Genomic DNA, 20,170 nt, shown 5'->3' on the forward strand with positions numbered 1-20,170 from the left:
TAAGTATTTTTTCAAAGGAAAAGGGCCGTATTTTCAAGGTTTTTATCGCTTTTTTAATTCGGTAGAATCAGTATTTAGTGACTATTATTCGACTTTCAGGAAAATAATGAAACGATTGAACATGACGCATAAGCCGCACGATACCCGGCACTCTTTCATTACTCTGGCAAAAACTGCAGGTGTAAACGAATATATCTTAAAACTAATTGTTGGTCATGCAGTAGAGGACATTACAGAAAAAATATATACCCATAGGAGCATCGAAGATCTGCATCGTGAAATTCAGAAAATCAAATAAAAAAAGGCTATACCGGAATCAAAAAAATACTTTCCTGGTATAGCCTTTTTGCTATTCAAATTTGTGTATTATGTGTGTATTATCTATGCAATCTAACAGCATTTTACACAATCTTTAACATTGAACAAACGCTGTAAATACGCTATTTCTTAGAATTACAATGTGTTCAAAGTTTCCTCCGTGTCAACCCATACTGTTTCCCTCGAATATCTCTATTTCATCCTTTCAACCCGGTCCTGAATGGTCTTGTTGAAATTCTCGATCTTCCGGCTGTACGGCTCGCTCATGTACTTCGAGCTCAGCATAAAGTCCGCTGTCGCCAGATTGTTCGCGATCGGGATATCATACACCACCGCAATACGCAGCAGCGCCTTTACATCCGGATCATGAGGCTGTGCTTCCAGCGGATCCCACAAAAAGATCATAAAATCAATCTTCCCCTCCACGATCTTCGCGCCGATCTGCTGGTCGCCGCCCAGCGGACCGCTGCAATAGCCCTTTACCGGCAGCCCCGTCTTTTCCGCGATCAGCTTTGCCGTCGTCCCGGTGCCGCAGAGGAAATGTCCTTTCAGGATCTCTTTATTCTTATCGCACCAGTCCACCAGCTCCTGCTTCTTACCATCGTGTGCCACCAAAGCAATGTTCTTAGCCTTGCCGATCTCCATTGTTACAAAATTTTCATTTAACATTTTGAATACCTCCTTTTATGTAACCACTTGCGCGGCAAGTGATTGCCATCTTGCCCGCCATCTGCGAAGCAGATTTTCCATGCGGGCAATTCCCGTTCCATCATTTTCCATCATTTTCCAATCTGTCAGTTCATCTGTTCCATGGTATCAAACCGGACAGACGCCAGCGCCCCCATCACCGCAGTTACTATGATACTATAAAACAGGATGATTGGAAAGACCAAATTGACGTGGATCAGTATCCCCGCCGCAACCGCAGCCATCCCCCCGATCCCGATGATAAACATCTGGAGGAGCATCCGGATGATATCCTGCCCGGTCTTTCCCAGGAAATCCCCGACCAGGCACTGGGCAACCACCCTGGTATACATCTTATTTGCCTGCAGCACCGTATAGATCAGGATCGTCATCAGGATCAGCCCCGGAGATACGCCCCACACCGCCCCCATGGGGACGCAGAGCACGATCCCGTCCACAAATGCTTTTACATGCTCCATCAGTGTCGCATACCAGAGCTTTTTAAAAGGCGTATCCGGAATCAGGAACAGATAGGGGCTTTTCAGCTCCGTTTCCCATTTTCCCGTGATTCCCGAAAATACCAGTGTCATGTAAGCCGTCATTCCCAGCAGAAAAAGCTGGGGAACCTCTGTCCGTCCAACGTTCTGCCTGAGGGCGAACGCCATGACCGCGGAGGCTACCAGGTTGATGACAGTAGCCTTGGTAAAAATAAACCACCGTTCCTTTTTGTATTCCAGAAGCTGCCGGTAAAAGACCGCCTTCGCTCCGCTTGCCCGGTAATCCCCCGAGATCCGGCGGAACTTCCGTTTCTTCTCCCCGATGCCGGTGACCATCTCACCGCTGTTTTGCTTCCGCTTCATCTCCGCGTAATCATCCGCAAATTTCGCCGCGTCTTCATAATAGGCTCCTTCGCAGCGCATATGCTTCGCCGTCAGAAACGCGGCTGCCACCGTACAGACATACAGAGCCGTACAGACCATATTCAGGTTCGTGGGGCCCGTCAGGATCAACCGGTAAGCCGCAATATTCCAGCCCACTACGGGGATCATCTGCAGTCCCGGCCAGTCAAAGAAGGCGGAAACCGTCGCCAGGCTGAAGCCCTCCCGGCGGAAATACAGAACAAGAAACAAAGTCATTGCTCCGAGAAAGATTTTGATCCCCAGACTCAGTCCTTTCATGAACCGTTCCGGCAGCGTTTCATTTGTATACATGAATACCATCACGCTGACTTCCAGCAAAAGCTCCAGGATGCACCCCACAATGAAGAACAGCGCCATTCTCCAGGGCTCCACACTGAATACGGTCACCCCGGCCAGCACGAACAGCAGACTGACGACCACTGAGGTCAGATAGTTCATCCAGGCGCTGTGGATCAGGATCAGCTTTGGGCTGATCGGGGCCGGAAACACAAAATGCGGATGCGCCTGCCGAAATATGACTCCTTTTCTGGATGAATAAGCGAGAAAATCCGACAGGAAAATGTAGATCGTCCACACGGAGACCAGAGCGATCAGGCCGTCCGCGGAATCAAACCGCAGCTCCGTCACCAGCTTTCCCACCATAAACAGGACATAGACCGCGTAAACCCCGAGTAAAATGATGAGGATCAAAGTGACCGGTTTTTTCAGCGCCCGCTTTACGTTATTGACAAAAGACCGCCAGGTCAGATATAACAATGCCCTCATCGCTTCTCACCGCCCGTCATCTCAAAGAACAGGTCGTCCAGATCCTTTTCCCCGACGTCCTCTTTTCGATAGGAACCGATGATATGGCTCTGATCCATCACGAACATGACGTCCCACAGCTCCTCCACCATCTCCAGCATATGGGTGCTGATCAGCACGGTCACTCCCTGGTCCCGCAGCTCCAGCACTACCTTTTTCAGTTCCTTGATGGCCTGGGGATCCAGCCCCACCATGGGCTCGTCCAGCAGGATCACCCGGGGCTTGATGGCCAGGGCGCAGCAGATGCTGACCTTCTGCATCATTCCCTTAGACAGTTCATTCCCCAGCTTATCCTGCTTGTCGGCCAGTTCAAAGCGCTCAAATAATGTCTGTACCTCTTCGTCCGTAATAGTACTGGAATATGCCTTCCGGATATATTCCACATGCTCCCGAACCGTCAGGGCGTCAAACATGGCCGGGATCTCCGGCACATATCCGAAGATCTTCTTCGCCTCCAATGACCTGGAAGACATTCCCTGGATCCCGATCCTGCCCTGATACCGCAGGAGCCCTGCAATACTTTTGATGATCGTGGATTTTCCGGCGCCGTTGGGGCCAAGCAGGATCCCCACCTGGCCGTCCGGCACGAAAAAGCTGACCTTATCCACAGCCAGATGCTTTCCGTATGATTTACTCAATTCCTGAATCTCTAACATGATTTCTTCCGCCTTCTTTATCTATCTGCCGCAATTTCCCGCTGTACACAGAGGAAATATCCCTCCCTGCGGGGACAGTCATGCCTGCCGGCCCGCCTGAATTTTACAGTTCTTCCGCATTTTCCGACTCCTCATCTTCGATTTCAATAGGATCGTAATACCGGATCAGCGCCTGAGTTCCCAGATCGCCCATGCCTTCCGCTTCCAATTCCTCACAGCCTGCAAGCACGGTGCTTAAAACGTCAAGTGAAAGTCCGCTCATATTAGCCTCGATCAGGGCCAGCCGCATGTCTTTGATAAAATGCTTCATAAAAAATCCCGGCGCAAAGTCCTCCTTCACGATCTTGGGTCCCAGGCTGTCCAACTGTCTGCTGCCCGCCGCGCCTGCGGATACCGATCGCAGCAGCGTGTCCGGATCCAGTCCTTTTTCCCTGGCATAGGCAATGGCCTCGCATACGCCTGAGAGCGCTCCGGCGATCATGATCTGGTTGGCCAGCTTGCAGTGCTGTCCACAGCCCGCCTTTCCCTGATAATTGATGTTGGTCCCCATGGCCTCAAAAAGAGGCATGCAGGCTTCAAAGTCTGCCTGATCACCGCCCACCAGAATGGAGAGGGTCCCTGCTTTCGCCCCGGTATCTCCCCCGGTCACCGGCGCGTCCAGAACATGACAGCCCTTTTTGCCGCCCTCCTGATAGATCTTTTCCGCAAGCTGGGGGCTGGTGGTCGTCATGTCGATCAGATAAACTCCCTCTTTTACATGGTCCAGGATATTTCCCTCATCAAAATAAACCTCTTCCACGTCCTGCGGAAATCCCACGATGGTGATCACCGCGTCCCGATCTTTTACACAGTCCGCAATGCTTTCGTGAAACACCGCGCCCTCGCCGATCACATCCTCCACCTTGGATCTGGTCCTTGCATAGATGTGCAGGTCAAAGCCTGCCTTCATCAAATTGCGCACCATGGATTTTCCCATGATCCCCACGCCGATAAATCCAATACTTTGTATCTCTCCCAATGTTCTGCCCTCCGTATTTTCTATATAAACTGCCTTCTTTCAAACGACCACTGCTCTCACACAAACCGCTCTTCGAGAGGTCCTGCCGCCCTGTCTGCCTTCTCTGGGTCAGTAGCCATCAGTCCTCTGCTTTTTCCACAATCTCTCCCTGCTTCTTGTAGATGCTGCCGCCGGGAACAAATCCCCGGACCGAGGACAGCGGGTAGATATTCGTATGCGCCCCGATAACGGTTCCCGGATTGAGGACGCTGCCGCAGCCTACCTCCACCTCGTCTCCCAGCATGGCGCCGAACTTTTTCATCCCGGTCTCAATCCTTTCATCCAAAGCCTTCACCACCACCAGCTTCTTATCCGACTTTACATTGGAGGTAATGGAGCCTGCGCCCATATGAGCCTTATAGCCCAAAATGGAATCGCCCACATAATTATAATGGGGAACCTGCACCTTATTGAACAGAATCACATTTTTCAGCTCTGTAGAATTTCCTACTACCGCGCCTTCTCCCACAATGGCATTTCCCCGAATAAACGCGCAGTGGCGGACCTCCGCATCCTTTCCGATGATGGCCGGACCGTTGATAAATGCGGTGGGCGCCACCTTCGCCGACCTGGCGATCCAGATATTCTCTCCCCGTCTCTCATACTCCTCCGGTGAAAGCGTGGCTCCAAGCTCCAGGATAAACGCGCTGATCCTGGGGAGCACCTCCCACGGATAGGTGACCCCGTCAAACAGGGTTGCCGCAATGGTTTCCTCTAAAGTGTAAAGTTCCTGTACGGTTAATGCTTTCATAGTGATCTCCTTATGATTGTTTATAAAATTGCCACCTGTACGGTTGGATGATCTAAAGATCATCCAACCTGCGCATTCATTCGCAAAATCCATGCTATTGCACTCTCGCGTCTGCTGATGCAGCCGCATTTTGCTCATTCATGCGTAGGTTGCTAATCCGAGCTATCAGTTTTATTGCAATAAATTGCATAAAACTGATAGTTCGGATTGCAACCGTACAGGTTAGTAAAATTGCGATGCCTGGTCATAGCAGGCCCTGAGCTGGAACTGGTTGCGGAGGTTCTTCACCGCATCCGTTCTTCTGACGATAAACTGGCTCAGCTTCTGCATGTATTCCTCCGGCGTGATCTCTCCCTCCGCCACATAGGACAGCCCCTTTTCCCAGCTTGCCGTCAGCTCCGGGTTCAAGAGAGGCCGGATGGAATGATCCACCACATCATAGATCATCTCTCCCTGCAGAGTGGGGGTAATGATCTGGGTCTTTTTATTTAACGCCAGATACTGAATATTCATCAGCTTTTTCAAGATCTCCGCCCGGGTGGCGCTGGTCCCGATCCCGCTGCCCTTGATCTGGGCCCGGAGCTCTTCATCCTCAATGAGCTGTCCCGCGTTCTCCATGGCCAGGATCATGGAGCCGGAGTTATACCGCTTCGGCGGCGTAGTCTCCCCCTCTCTGATCTCCAGCCGTTCTACCGGGAGCACGGCCCCTTTCCGGATCCCCTGGACCGCCTGGAACAGATCCCGGTCCACGTTCTGCTTCTCGCCCCCGTCTCCCTCTGCTCCCCCGTCCTCTTTTGCCGTTTTTTTCGCCTGGGGAATGCCTGACACTTTGAGATAACCCTCCTCCGCCAGTACCTTGAAGCTGGAAAAAAAGCTTTCCTCTTTGATCTTTGTTACGATGGATACCTTCTGATACACTGCCGGCGGATAGAAAATGCTCAGAAAGCGGCGTACGATGCAGTCGTAGATCTTCCGGGACATGTCCGAGACAGAGCCCAGGCTCTGCAGTCCCTGCCCGGTGGGTACGATGGCATAATGATCCGTGATCTGCTTGTCATTCACATACCGGGTCTTTGCCAGGTTCTTATGGCTTCCGAACTGCAGGATATCCTGTAGATAGGGCGTTGCCATCTGGTATTTGGAAAGCCCGTTCAGATTGCGGCTGATCTCCTTTGCTGCCGCTGTGGACAGCACACGGGCATCGGTACGGGGATAGGTAACCAGCTTTTTCTCATACAGCTCCTGCACGATCCGCAGCGTCTCATCGGGACTGATCTTAAACCGCTTGGAGCAGTCATTCTGCAGCTCTGCCAGATTGTAGAGGAGAGGCGGATTTTTCTTCTCCTTTTTCTTTTCGATGGAAGCCACCTGGCAGGTGAGCGTGTGCCGCGCGCCTGCCGAAGCCCCGCCGCTCTTCCCCGGCGCAGCCTGATCTTTCGGCAATTCCTGGCCTGCGTAAGTTTCTGCGGCCCCCTGCCCGTCCGTCAGGTACGCGATCAGCTCCTCCGCCTTTTCCCGGGTCTTGAATCCATTTTCCTTATACAGGTCAAAGGACTCAAACCACCGGGAGCCCTGGACCGCCTTCCATTCCCCTTCAAAGGTCTGGCCGCTGACCTGGATCGTACTCAGTACACGGTAGAAGGGCGTTTTCACAAAATCCCGAATCTCCCGCTCCCTGCGCACCACCATCCCCAGCACGCAGGTCATCACCCGGCCCACGGAAATCGCCGGTCGATCCTTCGCTCGGAGATAATTGGAAACGCTGTCCCCGTATTTTAGGGTCAGCAGACGGGAAAAGTTAATCCCCATCAGATAATCCTCTTTTGCGCGCAGGTAGGCGGAGGCACTTAAGTTGTCGTATTCCGACAGCTCCTTTGCCTCCCGGATCCCCCGCAGGATCTCCTCCTCGGTCTGGGAATCAATCCATACCCGCCTGCGCTCCTTTCCCTGCACATGGGCTTCCTGCTCCACCAGCCGATAGATGTATTCCCCTTCCCGTCCGGAGTCAGTGCACACATAGATTCGCTCCACATCCTCCCGGTTCAAAATCCCGCTGACGGTCCGAAACTGCTTTTCCACAGCCGGGATCACCTCATACCGGAACTCCTCCGGCAGAAAAGGCAGAGTATCCAGACTCCACCTTTTCAATGCAGGGTCATATTTGTCCGGATAGCTCATCGTCACCAGATGCCCGACGCACCAGGTCACGATGGCGTTCTCCGCCTCCAGATAGCCGTCACCGCGCCGTACGTTCAATTTTAAAGCCTTGGCAAATTCCTGCGCAACACTTGGTTTCTCTGCTATATATACTGCTTTCCCCATAGATTTATACTACCCGTTCCTTATTATAATCAATTCTGATCTATTCACGCCGATGAAATCCGCCGTAAGTATTGCGCCAGCCGCATGGAACACCGGAATCTCCGGACTGCGCCGATTCCCTGGAATTATCCTTCCCTGCGGAAACGGTACGCCGTCACCGTGTGATAAGCATGCCCTGCCCTGCAGACAGAGCTTGGAAAATTCTCATGATGGACAGCGTCCGGAAAATACTGGGTCTCAAAGCAGACCGCAGCACGGTACGGATACACCGCCCCGTCTTTTCCGGTTTCCTGATCCAGGAAATTGCTTGTATACACCTGAATGCCTGGCAGGTCTGTATACACGTCCATGACGATACCGCTTTCATGCGCGGCCGCCTCCGCTACTTTACCAAACTTTCCGCCATTTTTCAATACCCAGTTGTGGTCATAGCCCCTTCCCAGACGGATTGCTTCAAAGTCAGAGTCGATCTCGTCACCGATCACACGCCCGTTCCTAAAATCCATGGGCGTGCCTGCCACATCCATGAACTCTCCCGTAGGGATGGAATCCGCGTCTGTGAGAGTAAATGCATCCGCATCCAGGGTCACCTCATGAGAAAGGATATTTCCGCTGTCATGTCCATTCAGATTAAAATAGCTGTGGTTTGTCATGTTGATGACCGTATCCGCATCCGGAACCGCATCGTATGTAAACCGGAGCTCATTCTCCTCTGTCAGGGTACATGTGATCTTCATATCCAGCGCCCCGGGAAATCCCTGATCCCCGTCCGGACTGTGCAGCAGGAAGGTCAAATGATCATCCGCGATCTCCTCTGCTTCCCAGAAACGCTTGTTATAGACGTCCGGTCCGCTGTGCAGATTGTTGCTGTTCTGATTGGCAGTCAGGGAAACGGTCACGCCGTTTAGTTCAAAGGAAGCCCCTCCGATCCGGTTCGCGTTACGGCCCACCGGCGCGCCGATGGATTCTGTGCCTGCCTCATATCCGGCTGCGTTTTCATAACCCAATACCACGTCCCGAAGCCGCCCTTCCCGGTCCGGCACAAACAGCCTCACCAGCGAAGCGCCGTAATCCGTAAATTCCGCCGACATCCCGGCATCATTCGTCAGAGTGTACAGCTTTGCTTCCTTCCCGTCTTTTACTGTTCCAAATGCACTGATCTTGATTGGTTTCATCTGTTTTCCTCCTATACTTGTTTTATCTGCTATTTTCTCTTTTTGATCTGAACTACGGGCACAGCGTCACGCAGCCTGGACAAAAGGGACTTCCTTTCCTCAATCCGTTCCGGCCGTTTCGCGTGGAGCGCTTCCTTCATGAAAATCTCCTGGGCGCAGATTTTCCGCTCCCCGCCCTTCTTTTTCTGGTACGTTCCGTCGCTGGTCATGACCCTTGCTTTTACATTGTCCGCAAGCATAATCGCCAGATACCGCACAAGCTGTTTTTTGATGGCCGGGTCGTAGATCGGGCAGGCCACCTCCACACGCTTTTCCGTGTTCCGGGTCATCATGTCCGCAGAGCCGATGTACACCTTCTTCTCATCCCCGGATCCAAAGACAAATACTCTGGGGTGCTCCAGGTAGCGGCCTACGATGCTGGTCACGGTGAGGTTCTCCGTTTCTCCCGGAATGCCCGGCAGCACACAGCAGATTCCCCGCACGATCAGGTCGATCTTCACGCCGGCCCTGGACGCCTCCGCCACCTTCCGGATAAAATCAATATCCGTAACGGAATTCATTTTCATCAGGACTCTTCCCGAGGTTCCTTTCTTGATTTCCTCATCAATCAGCATCAGCACCTTCTGCTTTAAGCTGGTAGGAGACACGATCAGATGCTGGTATGCGCCGTGGAGGTTGCTGATGGCCATATTTTTGAAAAAGACCGCCGCGTCCTCCCCGATCGCCTGGTTGGCTGTCATAAGAGAAAAGTCGGTATACATTTTCGCCGTCTTTTCGTTGTAATTGCCGGTTCCGATCTGGGTAATATAGCGGATCTCGTTGCGGCTGCGGTAGGTGATCAGGCAGATCTTGGAGTGGACCTTATACCCCTCGAAGCCGTAGATCACTCGGCAGCCTGCCTCTTCCATACGCTCTGCCCAGTCGATGTTGTTCTGCTCGTCAAACCGCGCGCGCAGCTCGATCAGGGCTGTGACCTCCTTGCCGTTTTCCGCGGCGGCACACAGATATTCCACCAGCCTGGTCTTCTTCGCCAGCCGGTAAATGGTGATCTTGATGGTCATGACATCGGGATCCACCGACGCTTCACGGATCAGCTGCAGGAACGGCTCCATACTCTCATAGGGGTAGGAAAGGAGGATGTCCCGGCGCTTCACCTGGGCCATCACGCTGCCCTCCGCCACCGATGCCGACGGCTGAGGAACAAAGGTCTCATCCGTCAGGGAGCGTTTCATGGAATCTGGCACCTTCTCGATCACAGAGAACACGAAATCCAGCGTCATGGGCATCTTGGTCCGGAAAATGCATTCTTGGGTGACGTTGAACTTCTCACAGAAAAACTTCTCCATCTCTTTTCCAAGGGGGCTTGCCACCTCCAGGCGGACCACTGCCATCCTTCTTCTCTTGTGCAGCGCCTTCTGCATCACGAAACGGAAGTCATCATTGTCCGCATAGGAATCATCGTCCGGAGAGATGTCGGCGTTCCGTGTGACGCAGATATAATTTTTATCGGACACCTGGTACTGACCGAAGATCAGCTCCATGTATTCCAGGATCACCTTTTCGACGCGAATATAACGCACATCATGTCCCGGAAGGTACACGATCTTGGGCACGAACTGGGGAATCGGAACGATCCCCATCATAGTCCGGTCATCCAGCTTGAGATTCGCCACAATGTAGACTTCCTTATTAAGCAGGTGGGGGAACGGATGGTTCACATCCACGATCTGCGGGGAAAGCACCGGCAAGACCTGTTCCTTAAAATATTTTTTAATAAACTTCTTTTCCTGGGGCTCCAGCTCCTTGAAGCCCATGCTGCTAATCCCATAGGTGGAAAGCTGTTTCTTGATCTCCGAATAGGTCTTATCCCGCTCCTTGTAAAGGGGCGCCACCGCGCCGTAGATCGCCTTAAGCTGCTCCCCCGGCGTCATCCCGGATTTCAGATCCACCTTTTTGTTGTCCACGGCCGCCATGTTTAAGAGGTTGCCGACCCGGATCATAAAAAATTCGTCCAGGTTGCTGGTAAAGATGGAGACGAACTTCATCCGCTCCAGAAGCGGCACGCTCTCGTCCCGTGCCTCCTCCAGGACCCGCTGGTTAAACCGCAGCCAGGACAATTCCCTGTTTTGTGTGTAGTTCATTTTTTCCTTGCTCATCTTCTTTTCCTCCTGGTTTCATAAATCCTGCCTGATCGGACGATATGCGTCCATGATTGCAGGACAGATATTCTTCCTTGTGCAGAATTTATCTCTCCAAATATTCCGTCAGGCGGTCATATTCCCGCGCCATCAGGTGATAGCCGTGCTCGTAAAAGCCTGTCAGGATCTCTGCATTGCGCTCCAGCCGGGACACCGTTTTCACCTGGGGCCGCAGGACGAAGATCCTGCCTTCCTCTTCCAGGCGTTCGATCTGTTCCATCGTGCGGTTATAATACAGACTCCTTGTCATGATGGCCCTCAGCAGAGCAGGATAAGACCGGTACGCCTCCCGGTAGACCCTTGCCATCCCCTTAGACACCCTCTTTTTCCGGTATCCCGGATTCCGGGTCAGGATCACCACGATCTTCCGGTTCCCATAGGTCAGCGCCCGCTGGATAGGCACCGAATCCGCCAGGCCGCCGTCCAGATAGGGAACCCCGTCCACCCTCACGATGGGGGTCAAAAGCGGCATACTGCAGGATGCCCTGCATAGCTTCATCAGCCTCGCCCTGTCCTGCCGTTCATCCAGATATTCCGCCTTTCCGGTGAGGCAGTTCGTCGCTACGATCTCGCACTTTATCTCCGACTGGAAATACGTCTCAAAATCAAAGGGAAATGTCTCATTGGGATAGGTGTCAAAGATCATATCCATATTCATAAGACTTTTTTCCTTGATCGCCTTCCGGAACCCGTGGACATAATCATCCTTTTTGTCTGTCAGGATCATACAATCCCTTGTCCTGCCGGGCTGTCTTGACACATAATCCACCGCGTTGCAGGAGCCTGCGGACACGCCGATGACGTGGGATATATAAAGTTCCTGCTCCATCAGATAATCCAGGACTCCTGAGGTAAATACCCCTCTTGTCGCCCCGCCCTCCAGGATCATTGTTGCTTTCTGCATATTAAAACCTCGCTTCTGATCATTTTACTGTTTTATTCTCTCTTCGTTTTTTATCTGCAAGACGCCTCTTTTCATATGTAGGATTCAGGATCCGCGTAAAACATCTGACATCTCCTGACTCGTCTGTATCTGTCATTTTTCTGCTGATCCCGAATCAATTTCTTCCAATTATAGCACACAATCCCTCCTTTAAGTAGACCTTTTTATTGAAATTGTAAATGGCGCGATGATTTTCCTTGAAAAACAAAAGGTTTTATGTATAATATAGAGGAAGTGACAGTAAAACACGCGGGCGGATCCCGCCTGATAAAGATTTAGAAAAGCAGAGGGTTTACAGTATGATCAGTGCAAATAATATTACATTAAGAGTTGGAAAAAAAGCATTATTTGAAGATGTGAACATCAAATTCACCGAAGGAAACTGCTACGGCATCATCGGCGCCAACGGCGCGGGAAAGTCTACCTTTTTGAAGATCCTGTCCGGGCAGCTCGAGCCGACCAACGGGGAGATCGCCATTACTCCGGGAGAACGTCTCTCCTTCCTGCAGCAGGACCAGTCCAAGTACGACGAATATCCCGTTCTGGACACGGTCATTATGGGAAATGCCCGCCTTTATGAGATCATGAAGGAAAAAGACGCCATCTATGCGAAAGAGGATTTCACCGATGAGGATGGGATCAAGGCCAGCGAGCTGGAAGGGGAATTTGCTACCATGAACGGCTGGGAGGCGGAATCCGACGCTGCCGCCCTGCTGAACGGCTTGGGGATCGATACGGAGCTTCATTACAAAGCCGTGAGGGACCTGACCGGTCCGGAGAAAGTCAAGGTGCTGCTGGCGCAGGCATTGTTCGGCAACCCGGATATCCTGCTGCTGGACGAGCCTACCAACCATTTGGACCTGGACGCCATCGCATGGCTGGAGGAATTTTTGATCAATTTTGAAAATACGGTGATCGTGGTTTCCCATGACCGTTATTTCCTGAACAAGGTCTGCACCCAGATTGCGGACATTGACTACGGTAAGATCCAGCTCTACGCCGGAAACTATGACTTCTGGTATGAGTCCAGCCAGCTCATTATCCGGCAGATGAAGGAAGCGAATAAAAAGAAGGAAGAAAAGATCAAGGAGCTGCAGGAATTTATTTCCCGGTTCAGTGCCAACGCGTCCAAGTCCAAGCAGGCTACCTCCAGGAAGCGTGCCCTGGAAAAGATCCAGCTGGATGAAATCAAGCCGTCCAGCCGGAAGTACCCCTACATCGACTTCCGGCCGAACCGTGAGATTGGCAATGAAGTGCTGGCTGTAGAAGGGCTTTCTAAGACCATTGATGGAGAAAAGGTCCTGGACAACCTGACCTTTACGCTGGGCCACGATGACAAGGTAGCTTTTGTGGGCAGCAATGAGCTTGCCAAGACGGTCTTGTTCAAGATTCTGATCGGCGAGATGGAGCCGGACGAGGGAACCTACAAGTGGGGGATCACTACCTCCCAGGCGTATTTCCCGAAGGATTTCGGAGAGGAATTTGACAGCGATTACACCATCACGGAATGGCTCACCCAGTATTCCGAGAACAAGGATGTCACCTATGTCCGTGGTTTCTTAGGCCGGATGCTGTTCGGCGGAGAAGACGGCGTGAAGCGGCTGAAGGTACTTTCCGGAGGAGAAAAGGTGCGGTGCCTGCTGTCCAAGATGATGATCTCCGGCGCCAATGTGCTGCTCTTCGACGAGCCCACCAATCATCTGGATATGGAGGCGATCACATCGCTGAATAACGGGATGATCAAATTCCCGGGTGTGCTTCTGTTCACCTCCCGGGACCATCAGATCGTCCAGACAACAGCCAACCGGATCATGGAGATCGTACCGGGGGGCAAGCTGATCGACAAGATCACGACCTACGACGAATATCTGGCAAATGACGAGATGGCGAGAAAACGGCATACGTATACGGTACAGGTGGAAGAAGAAGATTAGGTAAGGCTTTCTATCCAGAAATCCTGCCACTGAAAATTTTTTGATACAATGTACGATGCTATGCCCTGGATGCTGATCCAACCAGGGCATAGTTATCCTTACACAGAAAAAATCCGTATTCTGGTCATGGTCATCAAAATTTTCCGCAACTGCTGACAAATCTGTTATTTCTCCCTTTGACACTTTTGCCACGAAGGCCCAACTAATTTCTGTACAAAATATCTATATATAAATTATACAAGATCCACGGTCAGACTTGCTGCCATATTGCATCTCACAATATATGAATAAAGTTTTTACTATTTCTCCTATTCTATACTCCACCGTTTAACAGGATCTTTATAATAGACCTTGCTCTCTTCCGCGATCACCGGCACTCCATCCCTCACGTCAACGGTGGTCACCGCACAATTCGCCGGAACCTGCCACTTCCAGAAATCCGCGGCGTTCAGATTCCTCCGGATATGGTTCAGCAACGCGGTCATGGCGGCGCCGTGTGTGGACAGCAGGATCTGCTTCCCCTGCAACGCCTGATTTTCACACAGCTCTTTTAAGAATTGTCCGGTCCGCTCCATAATGTCCGCTATACTCTCCCCGCCCTTTGCCGGGACAAAATTCCCCGTATCGATAAAGAATTTTTTGAACGCTTCACTTTCCAGCGCTTTTTCTTTTCCGCTGATGCACATGCCCTCATATTCTCCGAATCCCATTTCCTTGATCCCGTTGGATTCGATGAGAGGGATATCCCTGCCCGCCAGTATGATCTCGGCCGTTTCACGCGCCCGGACCAGCGGGCTTGTATAAGCAAGGTCAAAGGGAATGTCCTTCATCCCCTCCGCTGTCTCGCGTGCCAGATGCCTTCCGTATTCATTCAGCGGAATGTCCGAGAAGCCCTGTACCCTACGCGCCTTATTCCAATCTGTTTCTCCGTGTCGTACAATGTATAATCTCATCTTTTGTCCCCTTTGTCTGCTGTTGCTTTATAGTATTCTACACATCTCTATTAGATCTTATCGTGAAAAAATACTGTTCACTTTTTTGAAAATGCAGATTTCATCTATATTCTTTCACGCAATATCTTCACTTTATATAGTATATATGTTTATACTTATATTTTCAACTCAATTTGAATCCAAACAGTATCGCGATCGTTACATGTCACATCTTGCCGGCAAGAACGAACTAATGTTTGTTTTTTCTAGACAAACTATTTGAGATATGCTATACTGAATCATAATTCAGATTCTGTAATGACAATATCAATGAGAGGAAAACTATGTGTGATTACAATAACGATTTTCTAACTTTTTTGTTGGAAAGATTTAAAATAGAGAGACAAAAATTTGACCGTTCCGGAGTATATGCTTATACACAGCGCCTGCTCGCCTACAACTCCAACAAGATAGAAGGAAGCACACTTACGGAGGAGCAGACGGCTTCTCTGTTTGACCATGGTACGCTCCCCAGATCGGAGGACTATTACCGCGCAAAGGATGTGGAGGAGATGAACGGCCACTTTCTGATGTTCAATAGGATGCTGGACACTTTGAATGAACCGCTGACCCAGAGATTGATAAAACAATTTCATTATGAACTGAAATCCGGAGTATTTGAAGACCGCGCGAATGGATATGCAATCGGAGATTATAAAAAGCGCCCCAACATGATCGGCATGTATCAGACCATAAGACCGGATGAAGTAGCTGATGAAATGAATCAGCTTCTGCATTGGTATAAGAACCAGGCAGAGGATCTTTCCGTATTGGCAGAATTTCATGCAAGATATGAGAGCATACATCCCTTTCAGGATGGAAACGGAAGAACCGGCAGATTGATTCTTTTCAGAGAATGCCTGATTCAAAAAATGATTCCCGTGATCATCGAGGATGCAAACAGACACGAATATCTGGATGCTTTGAAAGCTTATCAGGATGGGAACGGTATTTCCCGGCTGACAGAGCTTTTCCGAAAAGAACAGAATTTTTATTTTGAAAAATGCAGATATTTTATAGCATAAAAGGAGCCCTATGAAGATCAGAAAAGCAACCCCGACAGACCTGGACATCCTTCTGCGGCTGTATGACAATGCCCGCAGGTTCATGGCCGCCCACGGCAATCCGACCCAGTGGGGAACCGCCTATCCGCCACGTACTCTTCTGGAATCTGATATTGCAGAAGGCTGCAGCTATATCTGCGAGGAACAGCAGAAGGTAATCGCCGCATTTTATTACCGATTCGGCGAAGAGAATTCCTACCGCCGCATCTGCAACGGGCAGTGGCTGGATGAGTCCCCTTACGGCGTCGTCCACCGCATCACCTCGGACGGCACCATCCGTGGCGCCGGTTCCTTCTGTCTCGACTGGGCACTCTCACAGTGCAGAAACCTGAGGATTGATACGCACCGGGACAACCGGGTGATGCAGCGTTTATTAGAGAAACGCCAGTTTACCCGGTGCGGAATCATTTATCTCGAAGACGGCAGTGAACGGATCGCCTACCAGAAAAAGATCATATAGGTTTCCGGGTCATGGGAGTTTCCGGGCATTCTTTGATATTGCCGCCCGAATCGCGGCATTGATGTTTTCCCGGACCTCCGCGAGATAGGATGCCTTCTGCGGATAGGCGCGGAAGGTGATCTCCCCGTGTTCTTCTTCCATCAGGCATTTCATGACAGTTTCCCGGTCCGTCAGTTTTTCCAGATGATCCATTGCGCACAGGTCCGCCATCGCCTTTTCCATCAGCATTGAGCGGATCGAATCCACCGGCTTCCCGTCCTTTCCCGGATATACCAGAAACGGATCTCCTGACGGAAATGCCCCGTCTGCGTCGGTGCACTGGTACGGATCGATCGGATACAGGGAAAATTCACTGTTGTAAAAATTATATCCCCAATGCAGAAAACCGCTGACCGCATATTTATAGAGCTGAATACCAAGGATCCTTGTGCGGAATCCCGGCAGAGCAATAAAGCGGTTGGAGACCGCCAGAGGCTGGGCAGTACAGTAATACGTCCACAGCCTGGGCGGACGGTTCTTCAAAAATGGCTCTATATGGTCATTGGCGCATACCGGCTCCTCCACAGCGCCCTGCTCATAAAACCTGTACTCGGAAAGCGCATCTATCATACGGTATCCCGACAGATATTCTTTTACCAGATTTTTTGCATGGATGTAGGACTCCAGGTCCTTTTCCTCCGGCTCGTCTGATACATGAAAATAACACTGCTTTCCTATGCCGAGCCGTTCAATCTCTTCCGTAAAGGAGACAAGAAACGTCTGCAGAAATTTCCTGTATTCCTCACCGCCAGCTCCAGTCTCCCATCCGAAGATTTTACGTTCCTCTCCGTTGACTCTGCCGATGATCTTCGGCGCCGCCTTCGCGCCCCACTGGCTGAACAGATGCGAGATTTCAAAATATCTGATCCCGCAGCGCCTGCACATTTCCACCCACTGCCGGAACCTGTCATATCCAAACTCATATCCCTGGTCCGACACGGTCACATCCACCAGCTGCACGGTGCGCCGTTCCCCATTCACAGCCGTATCCAAAGGAGGCGTAAATACCGGCGTAAGCAGCATATTACACCCCCTTTTGACCGCGTGACGGACAAAATTTTCTATGATCTCCCAATGCCTCTCACTGAATACTTCCACACCGTAATATTCTGCCAGACAATCGCAGTGGAACCATTCCGTATGCCGGATCTTTAGTTCCGGAAGTGCCGTGTTTAATATCTCCGCAGTCATGTCCGCCTCTGCGGACAATGGCCTCATCCCCGGCGCATGAACCCGGCTTTCCAAAATGATTTTTACCGGATATTCCCCGGCCGGCGTATCTTCCGTTGTCTCGATATCGATCCACAGGCTCCTCCACTGGCCGGAAATGATTGGGAATCCAAATTCCCCCAAGTCCTCCAGCAGGTCCGGATACAGCCCCGGTTCTGTAGTCAGATATCCCTCGTCCCTCTCCATGTGGCACGGGTAGGCACAGGGTACCAGTCCCACCTTTTTTACCCTGACCCTGATTCCGTCCGGTGCCTTGATTCGGGCTGTCCCCCGCTGCTTTCTTCCTACATCACCATAGTACGCGATCTGAAATGAAACCGTCTCCCCTTTCAAGGCTGTCAATCGGCTGACAGCCCCGTCCTCCGAAGGCTTTCGGGACGGAAAAACCTTTTCCATGTCTGAAACCAGCTTTACCTGCAGTCTATGCTCTTGAACATCCATATTCGATTCCTCCTGCCATTCTTTGAAAATATCATAGCTATTTTACGCAGAGGTGTCAATACGTTACATGTCACACACTGACCAATCACTACGCTGATTGGTCAGGAGGATGCACATAAAAGCTGGGATTCAGGCCGTCCATTGCCGTAGGCAATTTTAAATGACGGTCTGAGTTACAGGGCACGCCTAGTCAAGGTGTGACCTGTAACGTCAATACTCTACGAAAATTAAAAGATTGACGGAGCGTTGATTTGCCGATATAATGTAGGAAAATCATTTTAACGCAAAAAGGACACTGCCATGCAAAAAAGAACTCTCAAAGAAATATTGCTGCGAATCGTAATCTTATTCATCGGCCTGACCATCGCTCATCTGGGCGTCACCCTGTTCCTTTTGGCTGACCTCGGCGCAGACCCCTTCAATGTGCTGATACAGGGGCTTTTCCGGACTGCTCAGAGTCTGACGGGATGGACGGTCCTTACACACGGCCGGGTACATATGACAATCTGTTTTTTAATCATCCTGGTACTGCTGATCACAGACCGCAGTTATATCAAGATCGGTACGGTCCTGTGCATGATCTGCGGCGGACCGATCATTGACTTTTTCACCCTGCTTCTGGGAGGGCTCATCCATTCCGGCAATCCGTTTGCGGCGCGGATCCTCGTGCTGGCTGCCGGCTGCGTGATCCTGGCTTTCGGCATGACGATCGTCATGAAATCTGATTCCGGCGTCGGCCCCAATGACCTGGTAGCGATCGTGATCAGCGATAAGCTGGGACAGTCATTCAGCATAACCCGTATTGTGGTGGACGTGTGCTTTGTAGCCGCCGGATTTCTGATGGGCGGGGCTGTCGGGGTTGGAACGATCATATGCGCGGCGCTGGTGGGCCCGGTGGCTGGAATCTTCCTTCCCCACAGTGAGAGAATTGTGGAGTGGATCATAGCTTCCGCAAATGTCCAAAACACCTGAATGAACTCCCCCGGCAGTCTGATTGAACCTGACGGCATCCTCCGAACCGCCCCGCAGCTGGGAAGTATCATCAGCGAAGAAGCCGGACGCTTCGGATTTCTTTTAGAACGCCCCAGACTGACACAGGCTGAGAAGAAAAAACTAAATCGGCTGATAGAGGGAGAATTTGAAAAAGCTTTTTCTCTTCATAGTAGTTTAAGGCTTTTAACACAATTTTTTTGAAAAAACCTTTACAGACAGCCCTATCAGAACATAGCTGTCTGTAAAGGTTTTATACGCCCAGCGAAACCGGCAGGGCATTCCCCAAAACAACAAAATATTTACAGTTCTACCTCATCCAGATACGGATTCTTCGCTTCATAGAACCGCTCTTCTTCCACCACTTCCGCAATCGCCGGATCAATCGGCATCCTGCCGAGTACGGGCACGCCCAGTTCTCCCGCAATCTCGTCAATATGGCTTTCTCCGAAGATCCTCAGCTCTTTGCCGCAGTCCGGGCATTTTACATAGCTGTAGTTTTCCACAATGCCAAGCACCGGAATATTCATCTGCCTTGCCATGTTATATGCCTTTTTGACGATCATCTGTACCAGATCCTGAGGAGAGGTCACGATCACTACTCCGTCTACCGGAAGCGACTGGAATACGGTCAACGGTACATCCCCGGTTCCAGGCGGCATATCCACGAACAGGTAATCCAGGTCATCCCAAATCACGTCCGACCAGAACTGAGTCACCACACCTGCAATGATCGGTCCCCGCCAGATCACCGGCGCGTCCTCATCCTCCAGAAGCAGGTTCACGGACATGATCCTTGTCCCGTCCTTTGCGAGACAAGGATAGATCCCTTCCTCTGTTCCCTTTGCCTGCTCGTGGATTCCATACATCTTGGGGATGGACGGTCCCGTGATGTCCGCGTCCAGAATTCCTACGTTATAGCCTTTTTCCTTCATCATGCGCGCCAGGGACGCGGTTACCAGGGACTTTCCGACGCCGCCCTTTCCGCTGATGACCCCGATCACCTTTTTTACATTCGAATATGCGTTGGCCGGAGCCCGCAGATCCTCTTTTTTGCTTTCACAGCTTCCGGCATGCGCACATCCCGCACAGGACTCCTCCGTGCATCCGCCGTTATTTACTTCTTCTGCCATATCTTTTTACCTGCACTTTCTTTTTAAAATAGTGATAGATTCCTATAAATCCTCTG

The 20,170-nt window shown here is 51.1% G+C and carries 16 protein-coding genes and 1 pseudogene; 5 read left to right on the plus strand and 12 right to left on the minus strand.

What is annotated here, in order from left to right; translation table 11 throughout:
* Positions 1-298: pseudogene (locus ACTOY7_RS18440) on the plus strand (tyrosine-type recombinase/integrase); the annotation flags it as partial.
* 212 nt (positions 299-510) lie between these two features.
* On the opposite strand, the gene ACTOY7_RS18445 reads toward ACTOY7_RS18440, so the two are convergent.
* The 9 genes from ACTOY7_RS18445 to ACTOY7_RS18485 all read right to left on the minus strand — a co-directional run bounded on the left by ACTOY7_RS18445 (position 511) and on the right by ACTOY7_RS18485 (position 11,792).
* Positions 511-987: a methylglyoxal synthase gene (locus tag ACTOY7_RS18445; protein ID WP_160280710.1), complete on the minus strand. Its 477-nt coding sequence runs from the start codon at positions 985-987 to the stop codon at positions 511-513.
* 125 nt (positions 988-1,112) lie between these two features.
* Positions 1,113-2,690 carry a putative ABC exporter domain-containing protein gene (locus ACTOY7_RS18450; protein WP_482671348.1) on the minus strand — a complete coding sequence of 526 codons (1,578 nt, stop codon included), beginning with the start codon at positions 2,688-2,690 and terminating at the stop codon, positions 1,113-1,115.
* Positions 2,687-3,385 carry an ABC transporter ATP-binding protein gene (locus tag ACTOY7_RS18455; protein WP_160280712.1) on the minus strand — a complete coding sequence of 233 codons (699 nt, stop codon included), beginning with the start codon at positions 3,383-3,385 and terminating at the stop codon, positions 2,687-2,689. The genes ACTOY7_RS18450 and ACTOY7_RS18455 overlap by 4 nt, the downstream gene beginning before the upstream one ends.
* 103 nt (positions 3,386-3,488) lie before the next feature.
* Positions 3,489-4,394, minus strand: a complete 906-nt coding sequence (locus ACTOY7_RS18460; RefSeq protein ID WP_482671352.1) for an NAD(P)-dependent oxidoreductase — start codon at positions 4,392-4,394, stop codon at positions 3,489-3,491.
* A 127-nt stretch (positions 4,395-4,521) separates the two neighbouring features.
* Positions 4,522-5,193: an acyltransferase gene (locus ACTOY7_RS18465; protein ID WP_160280713.1), complete on the minus strand. Its 672-nt coding sequence runs from the start codon at positions 5,191-5,193 to the stop codon at positions 4,522-4,524.
* A 222-nt stretch (positions 5,194-5,415) separates the two neighbouring features.
* Entirely contained in the window at positions 5,416-7,515 is a 2,100-nt protein-coding gene (locus tag ACTOY7_RS18470; RefSeq protein ID WP_482671349.1) for a DNA topoisomerase, read from the minus strand.
* A 125-nt stretch (positions 7,516-7,640) separates the two neighbouring features.
* Entirely contained in the window at positions 7,641-8,690 is a 1,050-nt protein-coding gene (locus ACTOY7_RS18475) for an aldose epimerase family protein (RefSeq protein ID WP_160280715.1), read from the minus strand.
* Positions 8,691-8,719: 29 nt separating this feature from the next.
* Positions 8,720-10,846 carry a polyphosphate kinase 1 gene (gene ppk1, locus ACTOY7_RS18480; protein WP_482671350.1) on the minus strand — a complete coding sequence of 709 codons (2,127 nt, stop codon included), beginning with the start codon at positions 10,844-10,846 and terminating at the stop codon, positions 8,720-8,722.
* 88 nt (positions 10,847-10,934) lie between these two features.
* Positions 10,935-11,792, minus strand: a complete 858-nt coding sequence (locus tag ACTOY7_RS18485) for a patatin-like phospholipase family protein (protein ID WP_160280717.1) — start codon at positions 11,790-11,792, stop codon at positions 10,935-10,937.
* A 338-nt stretch (positions 11,793-12,130) separates the two neighbouring features.
* On the opposite strand from ACTOY7_RS18485, the gene ACTOY7_RS18490 reads away from it, so the two are divergent.
* Positions 12,131-13,765 carry an ABC-F family ATP-binding cassette domain-containing protein gene (locus tag ACTOY7_RS18490; protein ID WP_160280718.1) on the plus strand — a complete coding sequence of 545 codons (1,635 nt, stop codon included), beginning with the start codon at positions 12,131-12,133 and terminating at the stop codon, positions 13,763-13,765.
* Between the two features lie 308 nt (positions 13,766-14,073).
* Here the strand turns inward: ACTOY7_RS18490 and ACTOY7_RS18495 are convergent, their stop codons facing one another.
* Positions 14,074-14,718 (minus strand): histidine phosphatase family protein, encoded by a 645-nt coding sequence (locus ACTOY7_RS18495; RefSeq protein WP_160280719.1) that lies wholly within the window; start codon positions 14,716-14,718, stop codon positions 14,074-14,076.
* Positions 14,719-15,041: 323 nt separating this feature from the next.
* On the opposite strand from ACTOY7_RS18495, the gene ACTOY7_RS18500 reads away from it, so the two are divergent.
* Together ACTOY7_RS18500 and ACTOY7_RS18505 are read left to right on the plus strand one after the other, a co-directional pair.
* Positions 15,042-15,782, plus strand: a complete 741-nt coding sequence (locus tag ACTOY7_RS18500; protein WP_160280720.1) for a Fic family protein — start codon at positions 15,042-15,044, stop codon at positions 15,780-15,782.
* Positions 15,783-15,792: 10 nt separating this feature from the next.
* Positions 15,793-16,281 carry a GNAT family N-acetyltransferase gene (locus tag ACTOY7_RS18505; protein WP_160280721.1) on the plus strand — a complete coding sequence of 163 codons (489 nt, stop codon included), beginning with the start codon at positions 15,793-15,795 and terminating at the stop codon, positions 16,279-16,281.
* 9 nt (positions 16,282-16,290) lie between these two features.
* On the opposite strand, the gene ACTOY7_RS18510 is transcribed toward ACTOY7_RS18505, so the two are convergent.
* On the minus strand, positions 16,291-17,991 hold the full coding sequence (locus ACTOY7_RS18510) for a DUF4091 domain-containing protein (RefSeq protein ID WP_394683267.1): 1,701 nt from the start codon (positions 17,989-17,991) through the stop codon (positions 16,291-16,293).
* Positions 17,992-18,291: 300 nt separating this feature from the next.
* Here ACTOY7_RS18510 and ACTOY7_RS18515 point away from each other — a divergent pair, with 300 nt between their 5' ends.
* Positions 18,292-18,963 carry a YczE/YyaS/YitT family protein gene (locus ACTOY7_RS18515; protein ID WP_160280723.1) on the plus strand — a complete coding sequence of 224 codons (672 nt, stop codon included), beginning with the start codon at positions 18,292-18,294 and terminating at the stop codon, positions 18,961-18,963.
* 320 nt (positions 18,964-19,283) lie between these two features.
* Here the strand turns inward: ACTOY7_RS18515 and ACTOY7_RS18520 are convergent, their stop codons facing one another.
* On the minus strand, positions 19,284-20,114 hold the full coding sequence (locus tag ACTOY7_RS18520; protein ID WP_160280724.1) for an Mrp/NBP35 family ATP-binding protein: 831 nt from the start codon (positions 20,112-20,114) through the stop codon (positions 19,284-19,286).
* Positions 20,115-20,170: the final 56 nt, after the last annotated feature.

It is taken from the genome of Schaedlerella sp., assembly GCF_056796775.1.